Annotated in this window: 21 protein-coding genes; 10 read left to right on the forward strand and 11 right to left on the reverse strand. The window is 55.2% G+C overall.

Going from position 1 to position 25,131, the window contains the following annotated elements:
* Nucleotides 1–9: 9 nt before the first annotated feature.
* The 5 genes from Q4501_RS04880 to phoR all read left to right on the forward strand — a co-directional run bounded on the left by Q4501_RS04880 (nucleotide 10) and on the right by phoR (nucleotide 4,295).
* Complete coding sequence (locus Q4501_RS04880) at nucleotides 10–567, forward strand: hypoxanthine-guanine phosphoribosyltransferase (protein WP_303594703.1); 558 nt, start codon at nucleotides 10–12, stop codon at nucleotides 565–567.
* Complete coding sequence (locus Q4501_RS04885; protein WP_303594705.1) at nucleotides 548–1,135, forward strand: chorismate lyase; 588 nt, start codon at nucleotides 548–550, stop codon at nucleotides 1,133–1,135. The genes Q4501_RS04880 and Q4501_RS04885 overlap by 20 nt, the downstream gene beginning before the upstream one ends.
* 111 nt (nucleotides 1,136–1,246) lie before the next feature.
* Nucleotides 1,247–2,134, forward strand: coding sequence for a 4-hydroxybenzoate octaprenyltransferase (gene ubiA, locus Q4501_RS04890; RefSeq protein WP_303594706.1), 888 nt, complete (start codon nucleotides 1,247–1,249; stop codon nucleotides 2,132–2,134).
* Nucleotides 2,135–2,252: 118 nt separating this feature from the next.
* Complete coding sequence (gene phoB / locus Q4501_RS04895; protein ID WP_303594708.1) at nucleotides 2,253–2,945, forward strand: phosphate regulon transcriptional regulator PhoB; 693 nt, start codon at nucleotides 2,253–2,255, stop codon at nucleotides 2,943–2,945.
* 42 nt (nucleotides 2,946–2,987) lie between these two features.
* Nucleotides 2,988–4,295 (forward strand): phosphate regulon sensor histidine kinase PhoR, encoded by a 1,308-nt coding sequence (gene phoR, locus Q4501_RS04900; RefSeq protein ID WP_303594709.1) that lies wholly within the window; start codon nucleotides 2,988–2,990, stop codon nucleotides 4,293–4,295.
* A gap of 30 nt (nucleotides 4,296–4,325) precedes the next feature.
* Here phoR and Q4501_RS04905 read toward each other — a convergent pair whose 3' ends face one another.
* On the reverse strand, nucleotides 4,326–5,198 hold the full coding sequence (locus Q4501_RS04905) for a response regulator (RefSeq protein WP_303594710.1): 873 nt from the start codon (nucleotides 5,196–5,198) through the stop codon (nucleotides 4,326–4,328).
* Between the two features lie 283 nt (nucleotides 5,199–5,481).
* Between Q4501_RS04905 and Q4501_RS04910 the strand changes: the two genes are divergently transcribed.
* The 4 genes from Q4501_RS04910 (at nucleotide 5,482) to rsuA (ending at nucleotide 9,523) form a co-directional block, all read left to right on the forward strand.
* Complete coding sequence (locus Q4501_RS04910) at nucleotides 5,482–6,705, forward strand: lytic murein transglycosylase (protein ID WP_303595462.1); 1,224 nt, start codon at nucleotides 5,482–5,484, stop codon at nucleotides 6,703–6,705.
* A gap of 157 nt (nucleotides 6,706–6,862) precedes the next feature.
* On the forward strand, nucleotides 6,863–7,600 hold the full coding sequence (locus Q4501_RS04915; protein ID WP_303595463.1) for a THxN family PEP-CTERM protein: 738 nt from the start codon (nucleotides 6,863–6,865) through the stop codon (nucleotides 7,598–7,600).
* A gap of 193 nt (nucleotides 7,601–7,793) precedes the next feature.
* Nucleotides 7,794–8,825: a metal-dependent hydrolase gene (locus Q4501_RS04920; RefSeq protein WP_303594711.1), complete on the forward strand. Its 1,032-nt coding sequence runs from the start codon at nucleotides 7,794–7,796 to the stop codon at nucleotides 8,823–8,825.
* A gap of 5 nt (nucleotides 8,826–8,830) precedes the next feature.
* Entirely contained in the window at nucleotides 8,831–9,523 is a 693-nt protein-coding gene (rsuA, locus tag Q4501_RS04925) for a 16S rRNA pseudouridine(516) synthase RsuA (protein WP_303594712.1), read from the forward strand.
* Nucleotides 9,524–9,525: 2 nt separating this feature from the next.
* On the opposite strand, the gene Q4501_RS04930 is transcribed toward rsuA, so the two are convergent.
* From Q4501_RS04930 to ilvD, 3 genes are read right to left on the reverse strand one after another with little or no spacing between them, the layout of a single operon-like run.
* Nucleotides 9,526–10,005, reverse strand: coding sequence for an asparaginase domain-containing protein (locus Q4501_RS04930; RefSeq protein WP_303594713.1), 480 nt, complete (start codon nucleotides 10,003–10,005; stop codon nucleotides 9,526–9,528).
* A gap of 45 nt (nucleotides 10,006–10,050) precedes the next feature.
* A complete protein-coding gene (gene pbpG / locus Q4501_RS04935) occupies nucleotides 10,051–10,989 on the reverse strand; it encodes a D-alanyl-D-alanine endopeptidase (protein WP_303594715.1) in 939 nt (312 codons plus the stop codon).
* Between the two features lie 54 nt (nucleotides 10,990–11,043).
* Complete coding sequence (gene ilvD / locus Q4501_RS04940) at nucleotides 11,044–12,720, reverse strand: dihydroxy-acid dehydratase (RefSeq protein ID WP_303594717.1); 1,677 nt, start codon at nucleotides 12,718–12,720, stop codon at nucleotides 11,044–11,046.
* A 131-nt stretch (nucleotides 12,721–12,851) separates the two neighbouring features.
* Between ilvD and Q4501_RS04945 the strand changes: the two genes are divergently transcribed.
* A complete protein-coding gene (locus Q4501_RS04945) occupies nucleotides 12,852–15,251 on the forward strand; it encodes a xylulose 5-phosphate 3-epimerase (RefSeq protein WP_303594718.1) in 2,400 nt (799 codons plus the stop codon).
* Between the two features lie 3 nt (nucleotides 15,252–15,254).
* Here Q4501_RS04945 and Q4501_RS04950 read toward each other — a convergent pair whose 3' ends face one another.
* The 7 genes from Q4501_RS04950 to cysZ all read right to left on the reverse strand — a co-directional run bounded on the left by Q4501_RS04950 (nucleotide 15,255) and on the right by cysZ (nucleotide 25,073).
* Nucleotides 15,255–16,997 carry an alkaline phosphatase gene (locus tag Q4501_RS04950; protein ID WP_303594720.1) on the reverse strand — a complete coding sequence of 581 codons (1,743 nt, stop codon included), beginning with the start codon at nucleotides 16,995–16,997 and terminating at the stop codon, nucleotides 15,255–15,257.
* A gap of 265 nt (nucleotides 16,998–17,262) precedes the next feature.
* The gene (locus Q4501_RS04955) at nucleotides 17,263–17,838 is read right to left on the reverse strand and encodes a glutathione S-transferase N-terminal domain-containing protein (protein WP_303594722.1); all 576 of its coding nucleotides are present in this window, start codon (nucleotides 17,836–17,838) and stop codon (nucleotides 17,263–17,265) included.
* A gap of 150 nt (nucleotides 17,839–17,988) precedes the next feature.
* Nucleotides 17,989–18,195, reverse strand: coding sequence for a cold-shock protein (locus Q4501_RS04960; protein ID WP_071265711.1), 207 nt, complete (start codon nucleotides 18,193–18,195; stop codon nucleotides 17,989–17,991).
* A gap of 236 nt (nucleotides 18,196–18,431) precedes the next feature.
* Nucleotides 18,432–18,812, reverse strand: coding sequence for a fluoride efflux transporter CrcB (crcB, locus tag Q4501_RS04965; protein WP_303594726.1), 381 nt, complete (start codon nucleotides 18,810–18,812; stop codon nucleotides 18,432–18,434).
* A gap of 18 nt (nucleotides 18,813–18,830) precedes the next feature.
* On the reverse strand, nucleotides 18,831–21,281 hold the full coding sequence (locus tag Q4501_RS04970) for an acyl-CoA dehydrogenase (RefSeq protein WP_303594728.1): 2,451 nt from the start codon (nucleotides 21,279–21,281) through the stop codon (nucleotides 18,831–18,833).
* A gap of 125 nt (nucleotides 21,282–21,406) precedes the next feature.
* Entirely contained in the window at nucleotides 21,407–24,307 is a 2,901-nt protein-coding gene (gene rapA, locus Q4501_RS04975) for an RNA polymerase-associated protein RapA (protein WP_303594729.1), read from the reverse strand.
* Between the two features lie 16 nt (nucleotides 24,308–24,323).
* Complete coding sequence (cysZ, locus tag Q4501_RS04980) at nucleotides 24,324–25,073, reverse strand: sulfate transporter CysZ (RefSeq protein WP_303594731.1); 750 nt, start codon at nucleotides 25,071–25,073, stop codon at nucleotides 24,324–24,326.
* Nucleotides 25,074–25,131 lie beyond the last annotated feature (58 nt).

Here is a 25,131-nt window from a genome sequence, read left to right on the forward strand (position 1 = left end):
CCGCCCGTTATGCCCGATACCGTCGCCGAAATGAATCAGGTTATGGCCGAAGCTGATTGCCTGGTTGATGAACAGCAGGTACAGACCGCCATTAGCAACCTGGCCGACGACATTACCGGCCGCCTTAAAGACAGCAACCCTCTGCTGCTCTGTGTAATGAACGGCGGACTGATCCTTACTGGCCAGTTATTGCCCCGGCTCAAATTTCCGGTGCAGGCAGAATACCTTCATGCCACCCGTTACCGGCAGGAAACCACAGGCGGAATCCTTGAATGGAAGCTTCAACCCGAAGCCGACATGAAAGACCGAGTTGTGCTGATCGTTGACGACATTCTGGATGAAGGCACAACCCTGTGCGCCATTGCAGATTACTGTCTGGCTCATGGAGCGAAGGAGGTTCTGACCGCCGTGCTGGTCGACAAACAACATGACCGCAAGGCACGCCCGGACCTCAAAGCAGATTTCACAGGCCTGGATGTTGAAGACCGATTCCTGTTTGGCTTTGGCATGGATTACAAAGGCTACTGGCGAAACGCTCCCGGAATTTATGCCGTCAAAGGTCTCTGATATCAAAACCCGGGCAGACAATGCCAACCTGATCATTCCGCCAACAGACTGGTACCGCTCGTTCGCAGCGGCGGGTCTCCGCAACCCTGATGTTCATGGTCCAGCGCGGTACTGGTTACAGGTGGAAGGCTCCTTTACCCGGGCTTTGCAGAAACGGTGCGCAAGCTCGTTTCATGTTGAAGTGCAGCGCGAAGGCTTTGCCACACCCACTCTTGAAGAAGCCAGGCGCCTCAAAATTCCACAGCGCCAGCATGCATGGATCCGCGAAGTACGTCTTTGCGGTGACGGAGAGCCCTGGGTTCTAGCGCGTACCGTGATCCCCCTTACCTGCCTGACCGGCGAAGGCAGGCGTCTTCTTCACCTTGGCAGCAAGCCGCTGGGCGCCTACTTGTTCAGCAGCCGTGGCTGGCAACGCGGTTCGCTTGAAACCGGGCTTTGCAATCATTCCGGCCTCACCGCTTCGGAAACCGGTTTGCCTGAAATTGCGCGCCGTTCTCTGTTCAGCAATAAAAACAGCGCGCTGCTCGTCGGCGAATACCTTCTACCGATCCTGTACCGCCAGAGCTGACAAACCAACGGGAAAACGGCGTGACTTTCACCCCTGCCCATGCACTGGCTATAATCCCTGCACTTTCATTATTCATACACTCTGTTCCAGACACCCCAAACGGATAGACTCATGCTGCCTGATGCCGTGCCAGAACACATACGGAGCCGACTTACTGATTACGCACAGCTGCTGCGAATCAACCGCCCTATCGGCACACTGCTCCTGCTCTGGCCAACCTACTGGGCACTTTGGCTTGCAGCCGACGGCAGCCCGGGTGTTGGCAACATCGTTGTCTTCACCCTGGGTGTCTTCTTCATGCGCGCCGCCGGTTGCGCCATTAACGACTTTGCCGACAGAGACTGGGACAAGCACGTAAAACGTACCAAAGACCGGCCGCTTACGACCGGCCGGGTAAATGCCTGGGAGGCAGTCGCTCTGTTTGGCGGGCTTTGCGTTATCTCGTTTCTGATGGTGGTGCTCTTCACCAACACCCTTACGCTCTACCTGTCGTTTGGCGGCGCGATACTGGCATTCATCTACCCCTTCACCAAGCGCCACACCCATCTTCCGCAACTGTTTCTAGGTGCCGCCTTCTCCTGGGCCATCCCCATGGCGTGGGCGGCCGAAGCCGGGGAACTGAGCCAGGTCACCTGGCTACTGTTCACTGCCAACGTACTCTGGACCGTTGCCTACGATACTTTCTATGCCATGGTCGACCGCGACGACGACCTCAAGGTCGGCATCAAATCCACCGCCATCCTTTTCGGCGATGCAGACCGTGTCATAATCGGCACATTGCAGGCCATGGTTGTGCTTATTCTGATCATCGTCGGCAACCGTTGTGAGCTGGGAAGCTTCTATTACCTTGGGTTGGTGGCCATGGCCTGCCTGTTTATCTACCAGCACTACCTGGCCAAAGACCGTGAGCGCGATGGCTGCTTCAAAGCCTTTCTGAATAATAACTGGGCCGGGTTTTCGGTTTTTGCCGGCCTGGTTATCGACTTGATGATCGCGTGAGAATGCCAGAAAACACGCGGCTCACAACAATGGAAAGGACAGAGCTGTCACACAGCTGTAATAATCAACCGGTGTAATAGATCAGCAACACATCATGGTCTGAAACAGGTTATCGAATATGTCTGGAAAAACCGTCCTGGTTGTCGACGACGAGCCCGCCATCCGGGAAATGATCCTCGTCGCACTGGAAATGGCTGATTATGACTGCATGGAAGCTGCAGACGCCCTTGAGGCCCATGCCCTGATTATCGACAAACAACCGGATATCATACTGCTGGACTGGATGCTCCCCGGAACCAGCGGCATCGAGCTTGCCAGGCGTCTGAAAAAAGAAGAGACCACCGCAGATATCCCCATCATCATGCTTACCGCCAAAGTCGAGGAAGACAATAAAATCCGTGGCCTGGAGGTAGGCGCTGACGATTACATCACCAAACCTTTCAGCCCCCGGGAACTTGTCGCCCGCCTGAAAGCGGTGCTTCGCCGGGCAACGCCGCCTGGCATCGACAGCCCCATTGAGGTGAACGGGCTGACACTCGATCCAGCAAGCCATCGGGTTACCGCAAACGACACTTCACTTAACATAGGGCCCACAGAGTACCGCCTGTTGCAATTTTTCATGACCCACCAGGAACGTGTGTATACCCGCTCGCAGCTCCTGGATCAGGTATGGGGCGGCAACGTCTACGTTGAAGAGAGAACCGTTGACGTGCACATCCGGCGACTCCGCAAGGCTCTGGGAGAGGGACACGACTATCTGATCCAGACGGTGAGGGGCGCCGGTTACCGCTTCTCTACCCAGCCGGTCTGACAGGACAGCGCAAATCACAAGAGCAATACAAGGCAGCATTAAATGCAGCAAAAATGGTCGCGACATCTGCGCTATACGCTTGCTGGCCTCGCAGGCACCACCATTGCCGGCCTGTATACAGGGTACCCGGTTTACGGTCTGACCGCCGGGCTGGGGATATACACGCTCTGGACGCTTGGCCAGTCCCGTCGCCTGGCACTATGGCTGGCAGATCCAGGTGCCTATAGCGAGGCACCGCAAAGCCTTGGGCTCTGGGGCGACCTCTTCGACAGATTGCACAAGCTTAACCAGAACTACCTGGAAACGCGGGATCGACTGAGAGCGCGAATAGACCGTATACAGGAATCGACCAACGCCATGCGAGACGGCGTCATCATGACCGACGCACGCGGCGCAATGGAGTGGTGGAACGGGGCAGCAGAGCACCTCCTGGGGTTTCGTCGCAATACGGATCGGGGGCAGTATGTCTATAACCTGATCCGTACACCGGCGTTTACCTCATATTTTGATGCCAAAGATTACCGCGAACCTCTAGAGCTCCACTCCCCCGCGAAGCCTCACATTCATCTGCAAATACAGATCAGCCTATTCGGGGACGATGACCGCCTCATCGTCGCAAAGGATGTCACTCGCCTGCACCAGCTGGAGCAGATGCGCAGAGATTTCGTCAGCAATGTTTCCCATGAAATGCGAACTCCGCTGACCGTCATCAGCGGCTATCTGGAGACTCTGTCAGACAGCGCCGATGAACTCCCTCCGAAATGGCAGCGGGCAGTCAACACAATGGCCACTCAGTCCTTCCGCATGGAGGCGCTGATTACCGACCTCATTCTGCTATCCAGAATCGAAACCGGCGAACAGACCATGACCGATGCACCAACAGACGTTGGCGCACTGGCCCGGCAGATTTGCCAGGACGCCCGGACACTCAGCGGCGAAAAACAACATGAAATCATCTTCCAGGCAGCGGATACACAGAAGTTGAAAGGCGATGAAAATCAACTACGGAGCGCGTTTTCCAACCTGATTTTCAATGCCGTCAAATACACACCCGCCCATGGCCAGATCATCGTATCCTGGTACACCAACAGTTCCGGCGGACACCTTTCGGTAAAAGACACGGGGTCAGGTATTGATGAAATTCATATTCCCCGGCTGACCGAACGTTTTTACCGTGCCGACCCCAGCCGACACAAGGAGACCGGCGGCACAGGGCTGGGCCTGGCGATCGTCAAGCATGTATTGATCAATCATGATGGCAGCCTGGATATAAACAGCAGGCTTGGTGAAGGCAGCGAATTCGTGTGTCATTTTCCGCCGGAGCGTCTGATTGAAGTCCCGACAGAGTAATTCTTATTCTTCCCTGGCAGAGAATGTCGCTTAGCGCTTGCCAGCCCGGAAGCGGGCAACGAACCGGGACAGGTTTTCCATCTTTATCGGATCCTCATCCACAAACCGGATAGTGACGCTCACAAAGTCGGTATCTCTGCGTTTATCCACCGCCTGCAACTGGTGTACGTAACCGTTCAAGCGCGCCACCTGTCCGTCGCCAGTTTCAATATCAACCACCGCCTGATCCAAAATGCCGGGAAATGCCTGATCCCGTTTCGCAATAACCCGTACTTCCGTCAGGTTGATATCCTTGACCACCGATTTCAGAGTACTGTCTGCAAAGCGCACCGACGCAAGGTTCATACTACGTTTGCTCGCCACTGGCTTTGCGCCCCCAGCAACCGGCGGTGCAACGACACCTGTTGCTGGAGGAGCCTCCGGAGGTGTCGGTTCCCGTTTTTGAGTAAGCAAGGCCGCCGACTCCTTGAACGCATCCGCCGGTCCCGCCATGGATTTACCACTCTGGCTCATGGCAGCGGCCAGAGTGTTCCCCATAACCTTGATGATTTTATTGCTCAACCCCTCCGGGCTGAAGGGCTTGCCAAGATACTCGGACACACCTTCTTTCACAGCCTCGATCACGTGGTCCTTATCGCCCCGGCTGGTAATCATAATGAAGGGTACTTTCTCGTACTGGGGCTGCTGGCGCATCCATTGCAGCAACTCGAGGCCAGACATCTCCGGCATTTCCCAGTCACATAAAATCAGATCAAACGTGGCCCGGGACATAAGCGACTGCGCCCTGCGGCCATTCTGCGCATCGGTAGTTTCTATAACCGGGAAGCGCTGACGTACCGTTCGCTTGACCAGATCTCTTACAAAACTGGCATCATCAACCACCAGCGCTTTCAGCGTTGCCATGTATTGAACTCTTGTGGATATATCGCCCAACTATAGAACAAACGCCCCCGTGGAAAACCCGCAAGCTACAAAAAACCACAAACTTCAAACGAAAAAACAGCTGGGGCAGCAGTGCAAACGGGCTTGAAAGCAGTAAGTTAAAGAACTGTCACTCCCGGTGGGTCTGTAAAGTGTTTCACGGGCCTGAAAACACGCTAACATGGGCTGAGTATCGTCCACACTTTTATCCTGACCGAGGTTTCGCGTGCTGACCAAGCTTGCAAGGATTCTGCCCAACCGGCATATGGCGTGCCGTCTCTCTGTTTTCGCGCTTCTTAGCGTCTCTGCCCTGCCTGCAACCGCTGAGGAGACAGCCAGTGAAGACGCTGTGAAGACGCCCGATGGCTTTGAAGAGTGCAAGCTGCAGCTTCAGGAAAAAGCCATCGCTGCGGGAGTCAGCGCACAAACGGCTCAGGAAGTAATGACAAGGGTCCAATATATAGATCGTGTGATAGAGCTGGATCGCAGACAACCCGAGTTCACCACCACCTTTGCAGACTACCTGAACCGCCGTGTAAACGACGCCCGAGTGACCAAAGGCCGCGAACTGATCAAAGAGCACAGCGCCCTGTTGGCAAAAGTTACCGAAGCGACTGGCGTACCAGCACCCTACCTCGTATCTTTCTGGGGGCTGGAAACCAATTTCGGCAGCTATTTTGGCAAAATGTCGGTGCCCGATTCCCTGACAACTCTGGCCTGCGATGCCCGTCGCAGCACTTTTTTTACCGAACAGCTGATCGCCGCACTGCGCATTATTGATGAAGGGGCCATACCGGTAGAACAAATGGAGGGTTCCTGGGCCGGCGCCATGGGCCACGTACAGTTTATGCCTACCGTATTTCTCAAACATGCCGTCGACGCCGATGGCGATGGGCGCCGCGATCTCTGGAACAGCCTGCCAGACGCCATGATGTCTGCCGGGCGGTTTCTCGAGTCCATGAATTGGGATGGAGACTACCGCTGGGGCCGGGAAGTGTTGCTGCCAGAGAACTTTGACTATTCGCTGGCCGACGGCCGGCGTCTTGAGCTTAGTAAATGGCGGGAGCTAGGTATTACCGATGCGTTTGGCAAACCCCTTTCCCGGGAAGATATTACCGCCGCACTGATTGTCCCGGCCGGCCACCAAGGGCCCGCATTTCTGGCCTACCACAACTTCAAGGTAATCATGGGCTGGAACCGTTCAGAGTTCTACGCCATTGCAGTTGGCCACCTGGCAGACCGTATTGCTGGCGCCGGAATCCTTCAGAATCCACCCCCGGAGGACACTCCGGCGCTGTCGAGAGACACAGTTCTTGAGCTTCAGACCGCCCTCAACGAGCGTGGATACGATGCCGGCAAGCCGGATGGCATTACCGGGCCTGCAACCCGCTCCGCGATTCGCAAGTATCAACATGACAACGGACTGATCGCCGACGGCTTTCCCGGGCAGGAACTGCTGGATAAGCTTGAGGTTAACGCATCACAGTGACTGTCGGAATTCTTTACGGGTCAAAAAACAGACTGCGACAAGTTATTGTTATTTAACGGTATTTAATATTGGCATAAAAATAGCTTAATGGTAGCAACATGCGACACAAACTGAGTGTGTTGCTCCATCATTTAAAGCTAGGAGTTATGCCATGAAGATGTTGGCGAAAGGGTCCTTTGGTGCATTGCTGCTGACAGCGGCTATGAGTGTTGCGGCGTTTCCGGTCAATCTAGATTCCGTAAGCGGCGAATGGCAGTCACCTGTTGGCGGCTCAAATATTCAAGGTGTTGGCTCAGACAGTGTCCGCTGGGGAACGGGTGAAGTGTCTTGCTCAGGGAGACTATGGTGGCGAGAGTGTTCAGAAGGACCTCAAAGCGGCTTCAGCTTCGAGGGGCAAAGTGATTTGCCGCAAACACTAACCTCTGATAACCCGTTCGTTTTGGGTACCTTTACCCATTTCAACAACCAGATCACCGGCGACAGCATCTCAGGTGTTGCCCTTGACGTGTTTGCTTCGTTTTCTACCGACCCAAGTAACGGCAACATAACAGGCCCCTACACGTTTGATTTCAGCCACACCGAAACTCCAAACGTTCACTGCGGACCACTTGCGTTCATTTTTGGCTGCTCAAAGCGCGACGTGGATGATGTTGTTCGCTTGAATAACATGATCGAAAGCTCAGAGTTCCAGTTCGGTTCCAATATCTACTCACTAAGCCTGTTGGGCTTTGAAGGCGGTAGCGACACCATACTTACCGCTGAAGGTAATGCAACCTCTGTTGAGCTTCTTGCAAAACTGAATGTTCGCTCTGTATCAGTCCCAGAGCCCGGCACTCTTGCCCTGCTAGGCCTTGGCCTTGCCGGCCTCGGCATGGCACGTCGCCGCAAAGCCTGATTGGCTTGACGCACTGACAGGAGCTCCAGGGTCCTGTCGTGCATGCAGCACAAAACCGACACCCCGCGCTTTATCCAGGCCCGGGGTGTCGGTTTTTTTAACGCACGTTTTTATTGGCAATTCCCTCTAGCCGTGATCTGAAATCCTATTCCGCGCATAATACTCACTATCACTCTCTACCTTCACGGAATTCATGGACTCAATCACTCAGGCAGCTCTTGGTGCCTCCATAGCGGGCGCGCTTGCGGGCAAAACTCTCGGGCGACCCGTTCTGCTCACCGGCGCATTGCTGGCCACTTTGCCCGATCTTGATGTGTTGATCGATTACGGAACGGCGGTCGCGAATTTTACCCAGCACCGCGGATTCAGCCACTCACTGTTCGTGCTTGCTCCGCTCTCCTTACTGCTCGCCGGTATACTCTGGCGCTGGAAGCCAGAACCGGGGTTCCACCGCTGGTTATTGCTCACCGCGTTGATCCTCCTGACGCACCCGCTACTGGACACTTTTACCACCTACGGCACTCAGCTTTTCTGGCCTGTAGGCAGGCCGCTTGCTATCAGCAGCATCTTTATTATTGACCCCCTGTATACGCTCCCTCTGCTAGCTGGCTGCGCCGCCTTCCTGCTGCGTCCTTCTACACTACGAGCCATAACAACTGGCCTGTTTCTTTCCACTGTGTATCTCGGCTGGTCGTTTGTAGCTCAGCAAATCATTACCGAGCGTGTGCAGCCTGCACTCGCCGAAGCCGGCTTTGCGGGCGCTGAACTCCTTGTTCAGCCCATGCCTTTCAACACGGCGCTATGGCGCGCCACGGCCATCACTGATCAGCACAGGGTGGAAATCGTTACCGGCTTCCTGGATGGCGACGCGCCCTTAACGCTTGAGTATTTCCCCCGACAGCCAGAGCTGGCGAGCGCCGTCTCGCACTTACCCGAAACCCGTCGCCTGGAATGGTTCACCCGAGGATTTCTCGATTACACAAAAAATTCAGACGGTGAAATCACCGCGACCGACGTTCGTCTGGGCATTCCCGGGGCACATCCTTTCAGCTTCATACTGGCCAATGAACAGAATGGCGCGATCACCCCGGGCAATGGCGGAAGAACGCAGAGGCCAGCCTTGAATACCAGCGCACTGCCTTTACTCTGGGGCCGGGCCACCGGAGCGATCCCCGTGCTCTGCCTTGCCAGCCTTACAACGCCAGCCGTCGGCCAGGAGTGCTGAAAACCATGCGTCTTGATCAATTTATTGCCACAAGCTCACTACTCTCGCGCAAAGAAGCCAGGCGCGCCATACATGCCGGCAACGTCGAAGTAGACGGTGAGGTCTGGAAAGATACAGGTAAACATTTGCCAGCCGGGGCCCAGGTTGTGCTGGAAGGCGTGCCGCTATCGCTGCCGGGGGAGCGCTATCTGATGCTTAATAAGCCTACGGGCGTTGTCAGCGCAACCCGTGACAGCGAGCACCCTACAGCGCTGGACCTTCTGCCACCAGAGCTGACCCGGAACCTCCACATCGCCGGCCGGCTGGACGCCGACACCACTGGTTTACTGCTACTGACAACCGACGGCCAATGGTCCCACAGAATCACCTCACCGCGGGTGGAGTGCCCGAAAACCTATCGGGTGAGCCTGAGCACACCCCTCGCAGAATCGGCTATAAAGGAGCTGGAAACCGGCCTTATGCTCCATAACGATCCGAAACCTACAAAGCCTGCACAGGTGAGGATACTTGAGCAAAAGCTGGTGGAGTTGACGATTTCAGAAGGGCGTTATCATCAGGTCAAACGCATGCTGGCTGCGGTAGGCAGCCATGTGGAAGCTCTGCACCGGCAAAGCATAGGCAGCATTACACTGGACCCGAAGCTGGAGCCCGGCGATTACCGGGAGCTGACAGAGCAGGAAATTGCCTCGGTCGGCTGAACTCAGGTGCGCTCGAAGCGCTGCGCTTTCAGGTTCTTGCGCACAGCCCCTGCTTCGAACACTTCCCCGTTCATGGCGATATAGACCCCCGGCGACAAAAGCTGCACGGCTGCCCATGCAAAACCGATATTAAAGACAGCATCGCTCCGGCGCATCCGGGCTGGTTGCATGGCACCCGTAAAGACAATGGTTTTGTCGCTCAGTGATGACAGAACCTGAGCGGTTTCAGCCATGGTATCCGTGCCGTGGGTAATCAGAATGCGATCGCCCCCGCAGCCCGCGACGGCATCAAGAACCTGATCACGGTCTTCATCGGTCATCTCCAGGCTGTCTTTGCGCAACAATCCCTCCAGGTGATAACCCTTGTGGATGTTGGATTCTGCCAGGAGCTCCGGTATCAGGGACTCACCGATTTCAAACTCGCTGTTGGCATCGAAATACACTTTATCGATGGTGCCACCCGTGGTGAAAATCCGGATCATAGGGCTTCTTTCCTACTCAGCTTGCTGTGCGCTCTTTCGTGCATTTTAGTTCAAAGCAGCGGTAGTGCTGCGAACCTTGGCGTCATAGGCCGCGTTCTTTTCCTCTGCGTATTGTCGAGCAGCCTTGGCTACCTGCCCACTTGCACCGGTATCCAGCCAGCGTTTGATACGCCCGGCATCCCCCATGGGCGACCGGGTGCCCAGAGAATCCAGAAGAACCGTAACCACGGGCTTGCCGTTCATTTGGGAAATCATCACCAGACATCGCCCTGCTTCCGAAAGATAGCCGGTTTTGCTCAAACCAACCCCCCAGCTTTCACGGTGTACCAACGCGTTGGTATTGCCGAAGGATAAACTGTACCGGGGCTTGCGGAACTGGCCACGAAAATAATCGGTAGTGCTGTACTCCTTAATCTCCGGATAGTCTGCGGCCGCATTAACCAGCCTTACCAGATCCCCCGCAGTTGAGAGATTTTCCACAGAAAGCCCGGTCGGGTCCACAAACCGGGTGCCCGTCATGCCAAGGGCTTTTGCCTTGGCATTCATCGCCTCAACGAAACTGTCGAAACCACCCGGATGGCTTCGGGCCAGGGTGTACGCGGCAAAATTCTCTGAGGACATCAGCGCAATGCGCAGCACGTCGGCACGACGCATCTGCGAGCCAATCCGGATGCGACTGTAGGCATTAGCCGCAGCTGGCGTATGACGTTTCTGAAACACCAGCCATTCATTCAACGGCGCTCCGGACTCGAGCACCACCAGTGCTGTCATCACTTTGGTAATGGAAGCGATAGGCACGGAGCGATCGGCATTTTTGCCAAAAACCAGGTCATTGGAACCGGCCACTGCTACTGCCACGTTAACCGACGCAAGATTCGGGCCCTGGACACCGGCTTTGCCGGCATCATTTTGTTGGGCGTGGACCAGAACCGGCAGACTGAAGGCCAGCCACAGCAACACCTTCGCCATAGTATTTCTTTTCATCTAGTACGCTCTTATTGAACTCTTATTGAACTCTATCCAGCCATTTTAATGGCATCAGGGCAGATCGGTAACTGCGCCAGTGGATGCAGAGCTTACAGTACGGGCGTATTTTGCCAGCACGCCCCGGGTATAGCGTGGCTGGGGTGCCACCCAGGCGGCACGCCGACGTTCAAACTCCTGCGCTGATATACCCAACTCAATGCTGTTGGCTACCGCATCAATGGTGATTGTATCGCCATCCTCAACCAGCGCAATGGGGCCACCACTGGCAGCTTCGGGCGTAATGTGGCCGACCACAAATCCGTGGCTACCGCCGGAAAAGCGGCCGTCAGTGATCAATGCCACATCGTTGCCAAGCCCTTTACCCATAATCGCTGACGTCGGGGTCAGCATCTCCCGCATACCCGGACCACCTTTTGGTCCCTCGTAACGAATTACCAGCACATCGCCGGCAACGACCGTACCGTCCATAATTCGGGCCTGGGCTTCCTCTTCCGAATGAAAAACTCTGGCGCGACCGGAAAAGTGGGTGCCTTCCTTCCCTGTAATCTTGGCAACCGACCCCTCTGGAGCGAGATTACCGTAGAGTATGCGCAAATGACTGTCGGCCTTAACGGGGTTGTCGAACGCGTGAATAATGTCCTGCGCCTCAGAATAAGGCGCAACGCGCTCAAGGTTTTCCGCCATTGTCTGCCCGGTTACCGTCAGGCAATCCCCGTGAAGCAGGCCCCTATGCAAAAGCATCTTCATCAGGGGCTGGATACCACCAACCGCCACCAACTCCGACATCATGTAATGCCCGCTCGGGCGCAAGTCTGCCAGCACAGGTACGCGCTTCCCGATATCGACAAAGTCCTCCAGGCTCAGCTCAACACCAACCGTACTGGCCATCGCCAGGAGGTGCAGAACCGCGTTGGTTGAGCCACCCAGAGCGATCACAACCGTAATGGCATTCTCAAACGCTTTCCGGGTCATGATATCCGAGGGCTTGATGTCCTTATCAAGAAGGTTCAGAACCGCCGCACCAGCGGCCCGGCAGTCGTCAGTCTTGGTATCAGATACCGCATTTTGGGCCGAGCTCCCCGGTAAGCTCATCCCCATGGCCTCAATCGCAGACGCCATGGTATTGGCCGTGTACATGCCGCCACAGGAACCCGGGCCAGGTATGGCTGTTTCCTCAATCTGTTTTACGTCAATCAGCTCAAGGTCTCCGCGGGCGTGGGCGCCCACTGCCTCGAACACCGAAACTATGTCTGTGTGATTTTTACCAGGCATGATCGTACCACCATACACAAATACTGATGGCCGATTCAGTCTGGCGAGCCCCATCAGGCAGCCGGGCATATTCTTGTCGCAGCCCCCGATGGCAACCAGCCCGTCAAACCCCTCGCAGCCTGCCACGGTTTCTATGGAATCTGCGATAACCTCCCGCGAAACCAGAGAGTACTTCATGCCCAGAGTGCCATTGGCAATGCCATCAGAAACGGTGATGGTATTAAAAATCAATGACTTGCCGCCGGCCTCATCGGCACCGACAGAGGACGCTTCTGCCAGCTCATGAATGTGCATATTACAGGGCGTCAGGTTACTCCAGGTCGAAGCAATGCCAATCTGGGGCTTGCGGAAATCTTCGTCGGTGAAACCAACAGCCCGGAGCATGGCCCGGCTGGCGGACTTGCCAATACCATCCACCACAGGGGAGGAGTAACGGCGGCGGTTGTTATCGGGCATGAGTCTCTCCTTGTCATAAACGTTCAAAACCACAGCTGTTGTCAGAAGTCAGCCTGACTGACCTGCATCAAAAGGCATGGGGTTCGCGTGTCTTACACTCGTTCAAAATAACCAAGCCGTGGAGGCACACTATGTCATCACCCATTTCGCCAGCAGCGGCTTGCCCTGAGTATGAATTGTGGCGTCAGGGGTATGGCGTAATCCAGCATACCGAAACTACATGCGACCATGTACAGATTCTCGCATCGCGTCTTGTCGCTGCCGGCCATCAACCCAATACGGCAACCGTCTATCGCAAGCTTGCAGATCTGGATCGGCTGACCAGTGCTGGCATGTGGCTGGTTGTTCACATGACCTATGCAAACCGTGTCGACACCTCCGGCAGTCCGCTGGAGGCAAAGGATTTCAAGTGCAACCCTGAAGGCCATACCGGCGGTTCATTGAACATGGTACCTGCCTATGCGGCTTACCTGGCACTCAACAACCTGACCGGACAGACCCGGAGCTGGTTGATGGGCCAGGGGCATTGCGTAGCGGCTATCGATGCACTGAACCTGCTAACCGGCAACCTGCTCCCGGAACAACACGAACGCTATACGGGCACAGGCGGCCTGTCCCGGATGGTAGCCGATTTCTACAGCTACCAGCAAAAACCGGATGGCAGTATGGCCGCGCCACTGGGTAGCCACGTCAACCCCTATACCGCCGGCGGCATTATCGAAGGCGGCTATCTTGGTTTTGCAGAACTTCAGTACGCGCACATGCCATTGCCAGGCGAGTCGCTGGTAGCCTTTCTTTCCGACGGCGCCGCCGAAGAGCAACGCGGCAGCGACTGGGTTCCTCGCTGGTGGCGAGCGGAAGACTGTGGACTGATCACGCCCGTGATGATCGCCAACGGTCGCCGTATTGAGCAGCGCACCGAGCTGGGTACCCGCGAAGGGCTTGAGCGGTTCGAGGCGCACCTGGCAGCCCGGGGCTTTGACCCCTTCCGGTTTGACGGACGCGATCCGGCTGCGTTCGTTTGCGCTCTCGCGGAGATGGAACATTCACTTGAGTATCGTGCCGGCCAGGCGCTCGAGGGTGAACTGAACTATCCGGTTCGTATTCCCTACGGCATCGCGGAAACCGTCAAAGGCTTCGGCTTCTACGGAGCTGGCCTCAACTCTGCTCACAACCTGCCACTGCCGGGCAACCCGCGCATGGATGTTCGTGCCCGGGAGCTGTTTTGTGAACATGCTGCACGACTCTGGGTAGCCCCGGACGAACTTGCAGACAGTGTGCAGCGCCTGAAAGAACACCAACAACAGGGGCGACCTCCAGAACGGGATCACCCTCTTGCAAGACGCGACCCACCAGATCCTGTTATTCCCGCGATAGCGCCAAGGCGTGACCAGGTTTCTCCCATGCTCGCGGTGGATGATTTTTTCCGGGCTCTGGTCAAGCAAAATCCGGATCTCCGCGCCCGGGTAGGCAACCCTGATGAACTTGCGAGCAACCGACTGACCGGCGTTCTGGAAGATCTGAAGCACCGGGTAAACGACCCGGAGAACTCTTCAGAGTCTGTGACAGGCAAGATCATCACTGTGCTGAATGAGGAGTCCGTTGTTTCTGCCTGCCTTGCAAATAAAGCCGGTATTAACCTGGTTGCCAGTTACGAAGCCTTCTGCGTAAAAATGCTCGGCGCCATCCGGCAGGAACTGATTTTCTCCCGGCACCAGAAAGCCGTTGGCCGACCCGCTCGGTGGCTGGGCCTGCCGGTTATAGCCACATCCCATACCTGGGAGAATGGCAAGAACGAGCAATCCCATCAGGACACCAGCTTCTGTGAGAGCCTGCTAGGAGAAATGGGCGATGTGTCGCGGGTCATCTTTCCTGCCGATTACAACAGCGCTCTTGCGGTTCTTCCGTCAGTCTTTTCGGGGCGAGGCAAAATCAGCTGCATGGTGATTCCGAAGCGGGAGCGACCTTGCGTTTTTGATGCTCCGGAAGCAGAAGCACTTGCCCGGCACGGCGCACTGGTTGTGGATGAAGACACCTCGGGCGGAGAACCGATCCTCTTGATCGCCAATGGCGCCTATCAGCTATCCGAAGCCATTCGCGCCTGCGATCGCCTGCGTGAAACCGGCGCGTCTTTCCGCCTGGTGTATGTGCAGGAACCGGGGCGCTTCCGCGAGCCAAGGGACACCCTGGAAGCAGAAAGCTGCATGTCGGAGATTGAGCGGGAGCGCCTGCTACCGAGTCGATTGCACCGTAGGGTAGCACTGACTCATATGCGACCCGAAGTATTCCGCGGGCACCTTCACCCGCTATTTCCGGATCCGGGGCACAGCCGGGTGCTGGGCTATATCAACCGGGGCGGCACATTGAACGAAGCCGGGATGTTATTTGCGAACCGCTGCTCCTGGGGCCACACCCTGGCAGCCTGCGCCAGCGTTCTGAACAAGCCACCCGGCGAGTGGCTGTCCAGTGCAGAGCTGGCCGCAGTGGAAGGCCGCGGCGACCCGGCTCTGATCACACGCGGCTTGTCCTGAGGCTCAGCCGGCAACCGGCTCCACCCGCCGGTTGCCGGCACCGGGCCGAACCAGTCGGCTTGCACTGCGTGTTGTGTCTAAGGCGTAGTCGCGAGATTTGATGGTGTCGACGAAGTACCAGTCTGCACGGGCTTCCTGGGTTGTGAATGTCACAACCATATAACCACGCTGGTTGATGTTAAGATAATCCAGGTCGTCCACCAGCAGGCCAATCCCCTGCTCGGCGCCAGTAATCTGGCTCTCTGGCAGCTCAAGGTACTCTTCAAGACCCGGCGAAGAAACCGATGCTGCTGCGAACTCGACACCAATCTGGTCGCCATTAATATCTTTCAGGTTATTAGCCCAGGCGTTATGGGTGTCGCCCGCCAGTACCACAAGGTTTTTGTTCAACTGCTTTACAGTGCCCAGCACCACTTCGCGCTCATACTGATAGCCGTCCCACGCATCGAGATTATAGGGCGCAACAGTCTCAATTCGCGCCAACTCTTCATCTGTGAGTGTGAGATCACCCATTAGTTTTCGACCCTTGAGCTGTGCAAGCTCCCCCAGTTGCTGGGGTAAACCATCAAACTCCTCAGTTGCAATTTTGACGAGTAACTCCGCAGGCAGGTTCATTCGCCCCATCAGTATCTGCTGCCCCAAGACTTGCCAGGTGGCGGTGGAGTACCCCAATGAGGCTTGCAGCCAGAGCAGCTGCTCCGCACCTAGCAAGGTGCGGTTCGTGCTCCCGACATCCGCTATAAACCGGGCCTGATCCAACCCTGTGGCCGTGAAATAGTCCAGATAGTCCAGCTGCTTATCCCGGCCCATATGGCGGGTGTCCAACATATGCAGGGCGACCAGATCGCCAAACTGGAAAGTGCGGAAAATGGCTTCGTCGTTGCCCTCAATCACCGGACGGATTGGCATCCATTCAAAGTACGCCTGCAATGCCTCAAGCTTACGCGTACCGTAATCCCCTTCACCGGCATTGTGGTTGTTGGCGCCATTTTCCCAGGCATCGTTGGCCACCTCATGGTCATCCCAGACCACAATAAACGGCACCTTGCTGTGCAGGGTCTGAAGATCACTATCGCCCCTGTAGATACCGTAGCGGCGCCGATAGTCGTCAAGTCTGATTAGTTCAAGGTTGTTGTCAGTCGGGAATGTGCGCCCCAGCGCAGCGGCATCTGCAGCGGCATAACTGCCCGCCTCACTGCTGTATTCATAGATATAGTCACCCAGATGAACAACTGCATCCAGGTCGTCGCGCTTGCTGATTTCCCGATAGACGTTGAAGTAACCAGCCGGGTAATTCGCACAGGAGACAACAGCCAGCCGAACCGAATCTACGGCACCTTCGGGCAAGGTCAGGGTCGTGCCGACGGAAGACTCACTGTCGGAAGTATGGAAGCGATAGTAGTAAGTCTGGCCCGGGGAAAGGCGGCGAACATCTATTTTTACCGTGAAATCGTGGGCCTGCCGGGCCTCTGCAGTCCCCGAATGCACCAGGTTTTCAAAACCTCTGTCAGTCGCTACTTCCCAGGCCACATTCACGGCTTTTTCGAGATCTTTATCTGGCACGACTCGCGTCCACAGAACCACTCCGTCTGCCAAGGGATCACCACTGGCAACACCATGGGTAAACACGGTGGAGCGCTTGTCATCACTATCCAATATACAGCCTGCCAATCCAGTAGAGACAACCACAGCCCCCATACCCATCGCAGATGCTTTCAGAAAGTCCCGCCTCGTCAGTCTTTTCATTCTTATTTTCCCTGTGAATTCCCGATACCGGGCGGTAATTGCCCGAAACATAAAGACGTTCGCCTATACGGCGCCTGCATAGAAACTAGTCCGGCAAGATGAATAACGCATTGCCAAATTGCGACAATGCCATGTCAAATTGCGACAGATAAGCTGTCAGGCAAGGGGGAACTCAGAGGAAGATAAGTTTGCAGGAAAGGGTGACTGGAAATCACACTGCAGAGAAAAGTACCCGGAACGCCGGGTACCTTTCAATGTATCACGCTTACGACTGGCGAGGGTCTGTTTCAGCAACCCAGGGATTTGTTTTCCGGCTGTCGCGGAACGCCAGAAGGCTTTCAATACCAGTGAAATCCACCAGATCGCGAAAATCGAGCCAGTCCACCAGACAATAAAGACACATTGCCGGATAGTTCCACTGCTCGAACTGCCCGTCTTCCACCTGGGCGGCCAGGGTGCGCATGGTGGTCATAATGCGCTCACGCTGCAAATCAAAAAGCATCACGCCCGCGGCATCTACATCCAACCCGGAACGTTTTGCCAGTAGCAGGATAACAGCTGAATCGTTAGCGCCGTCAATCAGGGTGAGCTGGTTTTGCTGATCCCAGGTGAGAGGATCCCGCCCCTGCTTGGCACTGATATAACGGGAGATAATCCGCGAGTCATAAATTTCCTGACCATCACTTTCAAGCACCGGTATTTTCAGCGCCGGATTGCTACGCCTGATTTCGTCTCGGTCTGCGCCGTAGATATCCAAATTGACGAATTCGTAACGCTCCTCGTCCAGAAGAATGCGGATACGCCGCACGTAGGGCGAGGTAGTTGATCCAATCAGCTTCATAAGCTCTCCGGTTATGTAACCCAGTAATACTCGGTGTCCCGCTGAAATGTACCACATCAAAGCCCCGGCGCAGAAAATAACCGGACTTTCACAACGAAAAAAGGCAGCCGAAGCTGCCTTTTTGGCGGTTACTACTCTATCCGAACGGGATTAGAGAGGAGTAACGTTCTCCGCCTGAGGACCTTTCTGGCCCTGGGTAACGGTGAACTCAACTTGCTGGCCTTCTGCCAGAGTTTTGAAACCGCTGCCCTGAATAGCGCTGTAATGAACAAAAACGTCCGGGCCGCCTTCACGAGTGATAAAGCCAAAGCCTTTTGCTTCGTTGAAGAACTTAACAGTACCGGTAGTAGTAGACATACTTAAACTTCCTGAAATCAATCATATTATCTGCTGCCATTCACTGAATGTGGCCGGTCAGCGTTTTACGGAAATACAGAACTCGCGGAATCAAAAACAGGACGGTCACTACTAACTGCGGAGTACGTCTTATTCATGAAATGCTTTGCTGAATCTTTCCTTCACAACTAACTCTACTCCTGAATAACGGGCTTGCCAAGTAGATTTGAAATAAATCCTGTAGGTAGTGGTACGAATCAGCCTCTAATCAGACTAAAGGTGTAAATACCCAGTGCTGTCATAAGAATTGAACCAATAACATGAACAAGGATGCCAGCTATTGCCATCGCCCATTTACCCTCCTGAATGGCTGAAAACATCTCCAGGGAAAACGTCGAAAACGTTGTCAGGGCACCACAGAGCCCGGTAATTGCAAACAACCGCCACTCAGGTGCCAGTGCACTACCATGACTGAAGTAGCCAATCAGCAATCCAACAAGCCAACCCCCACCGAGGTTGGCCACGAGGGTTCCAAGAGGAATTACGTGGTAACTGGAGTTGAGCCACAACCCCAGAAACCAGCGCAGATTGGCGCCAACGACGGCACCTGTACTGACGGCAAGCAGCGATAACCACATGTTCAGCGGCTTTTTCGGTTACGCGGGATTATGGTCAATCACGGTTTCCTTGTTTCGCGCAAACTCATCGAACGGGAAGTCGTCCACACTGAGCATTTCCAGTACCACAGCCTCATAATTGCGCATGAACTCAGCCTCTTCGGCGGTATAGATACCGGCTCCCAAAGCCGCCTCAAAACGCTCTTCCGGGTGCAGGGCTGTCATAGGCAGCTCACCTTTCGCATAGGCCTTTGTCGCCTTCCGATAAAGCTGCTCTGCCTTGTCATAGTCCTTCAGCAATCCGTTATACGAGGCGACCGGATTGTGCACAGAACCCTCGCCTTTAGTCGTCCAGGTGCTGGCAAGCAGCTTGTGACGAATGGGCGTATCGGTCGAAATCAGTCGCGCAAGTTTGCGCGCCTGATCGTCATGAGGGTTACCCCAGCTCCGGCCAATTGGCAGGGTGACGGCTCGCAAAACCACCGCTACAGCACGATTAGGCAGATTCTGGAGCAAAGCGTCCAGGGCCTCTTCCGTGCGATGCAGCAACAAGCCAAGGCTGTACTGCATCACCTCTTTTTCACCTTCTACGGGCTGAGTTTCATGCCAGTTTTTAAGCACCATGGAGGCCAGATACAAGTTCGACAACATATCGCCGAGGCGAGCAGATATCAGCTCACGCATTTTCAACTCGCTGCCAAGCGTCGTCATGGCCGCATCCGAGCACAGGCCGAAAGCTGCACTGAAACGCGCAATCGCCTGGGCGTATTTGCGGCTGGCGCTGTCAAAGGGTACGTCTGCACGGCCAAGACCAAGCGCCTGGGTGAAAGCACGGGCGGCATTGCCAAAAATCAGACCAGCGTGACCAAAGAAGGCATCGTCGAATGCGTGAATGTCGTCGTTATCTTTCGCAGCCAACTCTTTGAGCACGTATGGATGACAGCGAATGGCACCCTGACCGAATATCATCAGGCTGCGGGTCATGATGTTGGCACCTTCCACCGTAATCGATACAGCCGAGCCACTATAACCAATACCCAGATAGTTGCGAGGACCAAGGGTCACCGTTTTACCGCCGTGAACGTCCATGGCATCGGTGAGAATCTCACGCTGCATCTCGGTCAGGTGATACTTGAGGATCGCCGAAGGCACAGCAGGTTTTTCACCCTTGTCGATCATATTTGCAGTGTGGTTAACGGCCGACTGGGCAATATATGTTTTCGCCGCAATACGGGCCAGTGGATCCTGCACACCTTCCATGTCGGCTACCGGCGTATTGAACTGGCGGCGGATGCGAGTGAAACCACCCGCTGTGCCCACAGAGTAGGCAGCCGAGCCCGCCGCACCCGAAGGCAGCGTGATGCAGCGGCCAACCGAGAGGCACTCAACCAACATGCGCCAACCCTGACCGGCCATTTCCAGACCGCCGATAATATAATCCAGCGGTATGAACACATCTTTACCAATAATCGGGCCGTTCAGGAAAGGGCTACCTATCGGGCAATGACGGCGGCCAATTTCCATGCCCTTGGTGTCACGAGGTATGAGCGCACAGGTAATACCATAGTCTTCGGTCTCACCCAGCAGGCCGTCCGGGTCGAACATGCGGAATGCCAGGCCAACCACGGTTGCGATAGGCGCAAGCGTAATCCAGCGTTTTTCAAAATCGAGTTTGATGCCAAGAACTTCTTTGCCGTCTATTTCCCGCTTGCATACAATGCCGGTATCCGGGAGCGAGGTGGCATCCGAGCCAGCACGGGGGCCAGTAAGTCCGAAACAGGGTATTTCCCGACCATCGGCCAGGCGCGGCAAGTAGTGATCCTTTTGCTCATCAGTACCATATTTGAGCAGCAACTCACCGGGACCGAGGGAGTTGGGCACGCCTACTGAAACCATGAGCATTTCATTGGCTGCAATCTTCTGCAATACCGCAGTCTGAGCCTTGGCGGAGAAGCCCAGCCCACCGTACTCTTTCGGGATAATCATCCCGAAGAACTTCTCTTTCTTGAGAAAATCCCAAAGCTCTTTGGGCAGATCGGCGCGTTCGACAGCGATATCCCAGGCATCACACATAGAGATGGCCTGGACGCACTGGTTATCCACGAAAGCCTGCTCTTCTTCATTCAGACCTGTATGACGGTTAATGAGCAGGTTGTGCCAGTCAGGCCTGCCGGTAAAAAGTTCACCATCCCAACCCACAGTCCCCGCTTCAAGTGCGACCTTCTCGGTATCGGACACCTTGGGCGCAACCTTCTTGAACATGGCAAAAACGCGTGGCGTGAGCCAGTTCTGGCGTAGCCCCGGCAATCCTGCCGCCGCCGTAACGGCAGCGCCAATAAAGAGAATCAGGGCCAGCCATCCGGATGCAAAGATCATCGACAGCAAGCCGACCACGACCATCACACCAATAGCCGGCTTGGCGCCGGATTCACGCCGCATGACAATCAGCAAAGCTGCCAGCGCCACCAGAAACAGGATAAAAGTCATCATAAGCTCTCTATGTCATCCATGGTTTAAGACTACAAATACTTACGTTTACGGTATCTCATCAGATGATTACTGGCCAGCAGGCACAGCAGTGTCCAATGGTTAACCGTTTCACAGAATGCGCATTCTCAGGCCGTGACAATAACCCGGATACCCTCCAGTGCCAGGCTGGCGCGGCCGATTGCCTCACGGCCGGCATCCAGCTGCTTCCGGAAGTAGTCAATTTCATCTTCACGAATCGCCGGATTTACTTTTTTCAGGGCTTCCAGCCTGCGAATTTCCGGCTCAAAGTTTGCCTCCAACTGCTCCAATGCCTTCTGTTTCATAGGCTCGAGGTGCGGCTCAGACAAGCGCTCCACATGATCCACCATGGTTTCGACCTGCGGCCGGATCTGCGGGACAACCGCCTGGGCTGTGCGCCGGCGGATGTTTGAACAGAGATCGTTCAGGCGATCATGGGGCAGTGCTGCGGAAAGCTCTTTACCGTTCACATCGACCAACAACCGCAAAGGCGAAACCGGCAAATATCGAGTCAATTGCAGGGCTTCCGGGGCCGGGCAATGCACGGTAAACAGCGCCTCCATCAGCAGAGTGCCCGGCGGCAGGGCCTTGACCGACAAGCTGGCCAGTGCCGCCTTACCTAACCCTGAGCTGGTTACCGAGTCCATCACGCCGGTTACCATCGGGTGTTCCCAGCTCATGAACGCAATGTCTTCACGCTCCAGTGCGTGCTGTCGGTCCCAGGTAACGGTTATGCCGTCTTCCGGCAGCTCAGCTACATGACCGGCTTCATATTGCTCTCCGGGACGCAGGATGTCGGCATAGTCAGAGTGATCTTCTACCTCTACCCCAAGAATATCGAAAGCTTCCATCATGTAATCGCGTACCTGCACGGAGCCTTCTTCCTGTTCAATACCGGCGATCAGCGTATCGGCTATATCGCGACGACAGGAATTGAGCTCAATCAGCGCATCCCGGCCGTTCTGTAGTAGCGTTTTCAGACGGCTGGTTTCAGCTGCCGAGGTTTCAACAAGGCTATCGAGGACCGAATACTCACCTTCAACTGCAAGCTTCCACGCCTCACTGACTTTTTCCTGCACCGCTACGCCGACGGCACAGCTTTCAGAAAATGCATTCAGGCCCTCATGGAACCAGCGATACTGAACCTCCTGCGACGTGTTCTGAAGATAGGGAACATGAATATCGATTGTTTCAGTCTGGCCAATACGGTCAAGACGCCCGATGCGTTGCTCAAGCAAATCCGGGTTTGCGGGCAAATCAAACAGTACCAGATGATGAGCAAACTGGAAGTTCCGACCTTCACTGCCAATCTCAGAGCAGATCAGCGCCTGCGCGCCCTGTTCATCGTCGGCAAAATACGCTGCGGCGCGATCACGCTCCACAAGGCTCAGATGTTCATGGAAAGCCGCACTGCGAATACCGGCCCGCAGCTGCAGATAATGCTCCAGCGCCATCGCAGTTTCAGCCATGGCACAGATGACCACAACTTTAGCGGGGCGCAGACCCGCCAGCTTTTTCTCCAGCCAGACGACTCTGGGGTCATCTGCCAGCCATTGTTCTTCGGGTACAAGATGCTCCGGGGACAACCCCGGATAACCAAATTCCTGGCCCTGATACATGGCAGGGCACTCCAGTGGAACCGCATTAACACGGCGTTCAGGGAAGCCCTGTATTGCGGCACGGGTGTTTCGGAACAAAACCCGCCCTGTACCATGGCGGTCAAGTAGAGCATCGATGATAGCCTCTCGTGGCGAATCGCCTTCCAGCAAGTGCGCCAGCTCGTCACCCAACCAGGCCTCCAGATCCTTGCGATCAGCCTCATCGATATCCGATTTTTCGTCCTGCAAGCGCCGCACGACACTGTTAATCGCTTCGTACTGCTGCTCTTCCTGCTGAAATGCCCCCAAGTCGTGAAAACGTGCCGGATCCAGCAGGCGAAGCCGGGCAAAGTGGCTGGCAACACCTACCTGCTCTGGCGTTGCTGTCAGCAATAACAGGCCTTCACTGGCAGACGAAAGCTCTTCCACTATCTTGTATTCAGGGCTAACGCTTTCAGGGCTCCAGGCCAGGTGATGCGCCTCATCCACTATCATCAGGTCCCAACCTGCTGCCAGGGCGTCTTTGCTCGCCTTTTGACTGTTTACCAGGAAGTCGAGACTACACAGCACCAGCTGCTCACTTTCGAAGGGATTGACGGAAGACCCGCCTCCAAAGATATGGTTAACCAACGCATCGACATCATCTTCGCTTTCTTCGATAGCGTCGTAGCGACTTTGATCGACAATGGAAAAGCGCAGATTAAAGCGCCGCAGCATTTCCACAAGCCATTGATGAATCAGCGAATCAGGCACCACAATCAAGGCTCGCCGGGCCCGGCCAGTCTGCAACTGATAATGCAGAATAAGGCCCGCTTCAATGGTTTTACCCAATCCAACTTCATCCGCCAGAAGTACTCGTGGCGCGTGACGCTTCGCTACTTCGTGTGCAATATAGATTTGGTGCTGTAAGTGCTGTGTGCGGGCACCTATCAGGCCTCGGGCAGGCGAAGCCCGCAACCGATCCATGTGTTGCAACGTCGCAAACCGCAGACGAAAAGCGCCATTTCGATCAAATTGGCCGGCGAACAGACGTTGATGAGGGGCTGAAAAATTGACAGAACCAGCGAGCTTTACCTCGGAAACCTGTTCCATGCCCGCTTCAGACCGCTCGTCTTCAGCTGCGCTGCCATCATCCGCAAATCTGTCCGCGTGGTACAGCAATACGCCACCGACATCCTCCACTGCGCGAACCAGAAATCTTGAGCCATCGAAAGTCTCAATTTCTTCGCCTATCTGATAGACAATGCGAGACAGCGGCGCATTATCGATGGCGTAAGTACGCTCTTCGTCAGCAGCAGGAAACCCCAGGGTCACCCGACGACCAGAAATCTCTGTGACAATGCCCAGCCCCAGCGCCGTATCACTGTGACTTACCCAACGCTGTCCAATAACAAATTCCGATGCGTCCAAAAAGCCTCCCGACTCATTAATTTCGTGTTGCGCCGTTTTCGCGTACCCAATAGGCAGTCGCACCGCAAACGGCAGCGGGGACCACGATAAGATTCAGAACCGGCACCATGGCTCCCAACGCCACCGGCAATCCGAAACCCATCGCAGACAAACGGGTTTCGGCAAGTAACTGGCGTAGCGATTTGAAACTTACTTTGTGATTGTCTGCGGGGTAATCAACATATTGCAGCGCCATCATCCAACTGTTAAACAGAAACCACAGCACAGCCGCAACCAGGTTGACCACCGGGATCAAACCGATAATAAACAACCCTATGGCCCGCGGCAGGTAATAGCCGATTTTCTGCACTTCGCGCCAGAGTGACCGGGGAATATCTTTTATGATCTCGGCCCAGCCACCATCAGTGCTGACCTCCTGCCCAGTGAGGTGCTTTTCAGTCAACTCCGCCAGGTAACCATAAAACGGGGAACCAATCAGGTTGGCTACGATCACAAAACCGTAAGCGAGCATCAGCAGGATTACTGCTCCATATAAAATCCAGAACAGCCAGTCCAGCGCCTGCAGCCAGGCCCAATCGGGCAGCCAAGCCATTGCTGCAACAATCAAAGCACTAAAGAGCTCACCCAGAAAATAGAACAGCAGCCCGAAAAGCAGGACGTTAATCACAAGCGGAATCATAACAAACAGGCGCAGGCCGGGCTGGCGTATGAGGCTGAAGCCCTCACCCAGATAGCCCAGTCCACGAAAAAAATTACCTCTGAGCATCGCTGATTAGCCCTCGACTTCAATGACAGTGACGGGGCGCAAAGCATATCATGTTGAA

This window comes from Marinobacter sp. 2_MG-2023, assembly GCF_030546935.1.
Classification (GTDB): domain Bacteria; phylum Pseudomonadota; class Gammaproteobacteria; order Pseudomonadales; family Oleiphilaceae; genus Marinobacter.

What these genes read in the sequence shown, in the direction of transcription:
- Q4501_RS04885 (WP_303594705.1), top strand. Translation starts at nt 548, where the DNA reads ATGCCGTCAAAGGTCTCTGATATCAAAACCCGGGCAGACAATGCCAAC.
- crcB (WP_303594726.1), bottom strand. Translation starts at nt 18,812, where the DNA reads ATGTGGTTATCGCTGCTTGCCGTCAGTACAGGTGCCGTCGTTGGCGCC.
- Q4501_RS04880 (WP_303594703.1), top strand. Translation starts at nt 10, where the DNA reads ATGCCCGATACCGTCGCCGAAATGAATCAGGTTATGGCCGAAGCTGAT.
- Q4501_RS04945 (WP_303594718.1), top strand. Translation starts at nt 12,852, where the DNA reads ATGTCATCACCCATTTCGCCAGCAGCGGCTTGCCCTGAGTATGAATTG.
- Q4501_RS04905 (WP_303594710.1), bottom strand. Translation starts at nt 5,198, where the DNA reads ATGGCAACGCTGAAAGCGCTGGTGGTTGATGATGCCAGTTTTGTAAGA.
- ubiA (WP_303594706.1), top strand. Translation starts at nt 1,247, where the DNA reads ATGCTGCCTGATGCCGTGCCAGAACACATACGGAGCCGACTTACTGAT.
- ilvD (WP_303594717.1), bottom strand. Translation starts at nt 12,720, where the DNA reads ATGCCCGATAACAACCGCCGCCGTTACTCCTCCCCTGTGGTGGATGGT.
- Q4501_RS04955 (WP_303594722.1), bottom strand. Translation starts at nt 17,838, where the DNA reads ATGAAGCTGATTGGATCAACTACCTCGCCCTACGTGCGGCGTATCCGC.
- Q4501_RS04915 (WP_303595463.1), top strand. Translation starts at nt 6,863, where the DNA reads ATGTTGGCGAAAGGGTCCTTTGGTGCATTGCTGCTGACAGCGGCTATG.
- rsuA (WP_303594712.1), top strand. Translation starts at nt 8,831, where the DNA reads ATGCGTCTTGATCAATTTATTGCCACAAGCTCACTACTCTCGCGCAAA.
- Q4501_RS04970 (WP_303594728.1), bottom strand. Translation starts at nt 21,281, where the DNA reads ATGATGACTTTTATCCTGTTTCTGGTGGCGCTGGCAGCTTTGCTGATT.
- phoB (WP_303594708.1), top strand. Translation starts at nt 2,253, where the DNA reads ATGTCTGGAAAAACCGTCCTGGTTGTCGACGACGAGCCCGCCATCCGG.
- pbpG (WP_303594715.1), bottom strand. Translation starts at nt 10,989, where the DNA reads ATGAAAAGAAATACTATGGCGAAGGTGTTGCTGTGGCTGGCCTTCAGT.
- phoR (WP_303594709.1), top strand. Translation starts at nt 2,988, where the DNA reads ATGCAGCAAAAATGGTCGCGACATCTGCGCTATACGCTTGCTGGCCTC.
- Q4501_RS04910 (WP_303595462.1), top strand. Translation starts at nt 5,482, where the DNA reads ATGGCGTGCCGTCTCTCTGTTTTCGCGCTTCTTAGCGTCTCTGCCCTG.
- Q4501_RS04960 (WP_071265711.1), bottom strand. Translation starts at nt 18,195, where the DNA reads ATGTCTACTACTACCGGTACTGTTAAGTTCTTCAACGAAGCAAAAGGC.
- Q4501_RS04930 (WP_303594713.1), bottom strand. Translation starts at nt 10,005, where the DNA reads ATGATCCGGATTTTCACCACGGGTGGCACCATCGATAAAGTGTATTTC.
- cysZ (WP_303594731.1), bottom strand. Translation starts at nt 25,073, where the DNA reads ATGCTCAGAGGTAATTTTTTTCGTGGACTGGGCTATCTGGGTGAGGGC.
- Q4501_RS04950 (WP_303594720.1), bottom strand. Translation starts at nt 16,997, where the DNA reads ATGAAAAGACTGACGAGGCGGGACTTTCTGAAAGCATCTGCGATGGGT.
- Q4501_RS04920 (WP_303594711.1), top strand. Translation starts at nt 7,794, where the DNA reads ATGGACTCAATCACTCAGGCAGCTCTTGGTGCCTCCATAGCGGGCGCG.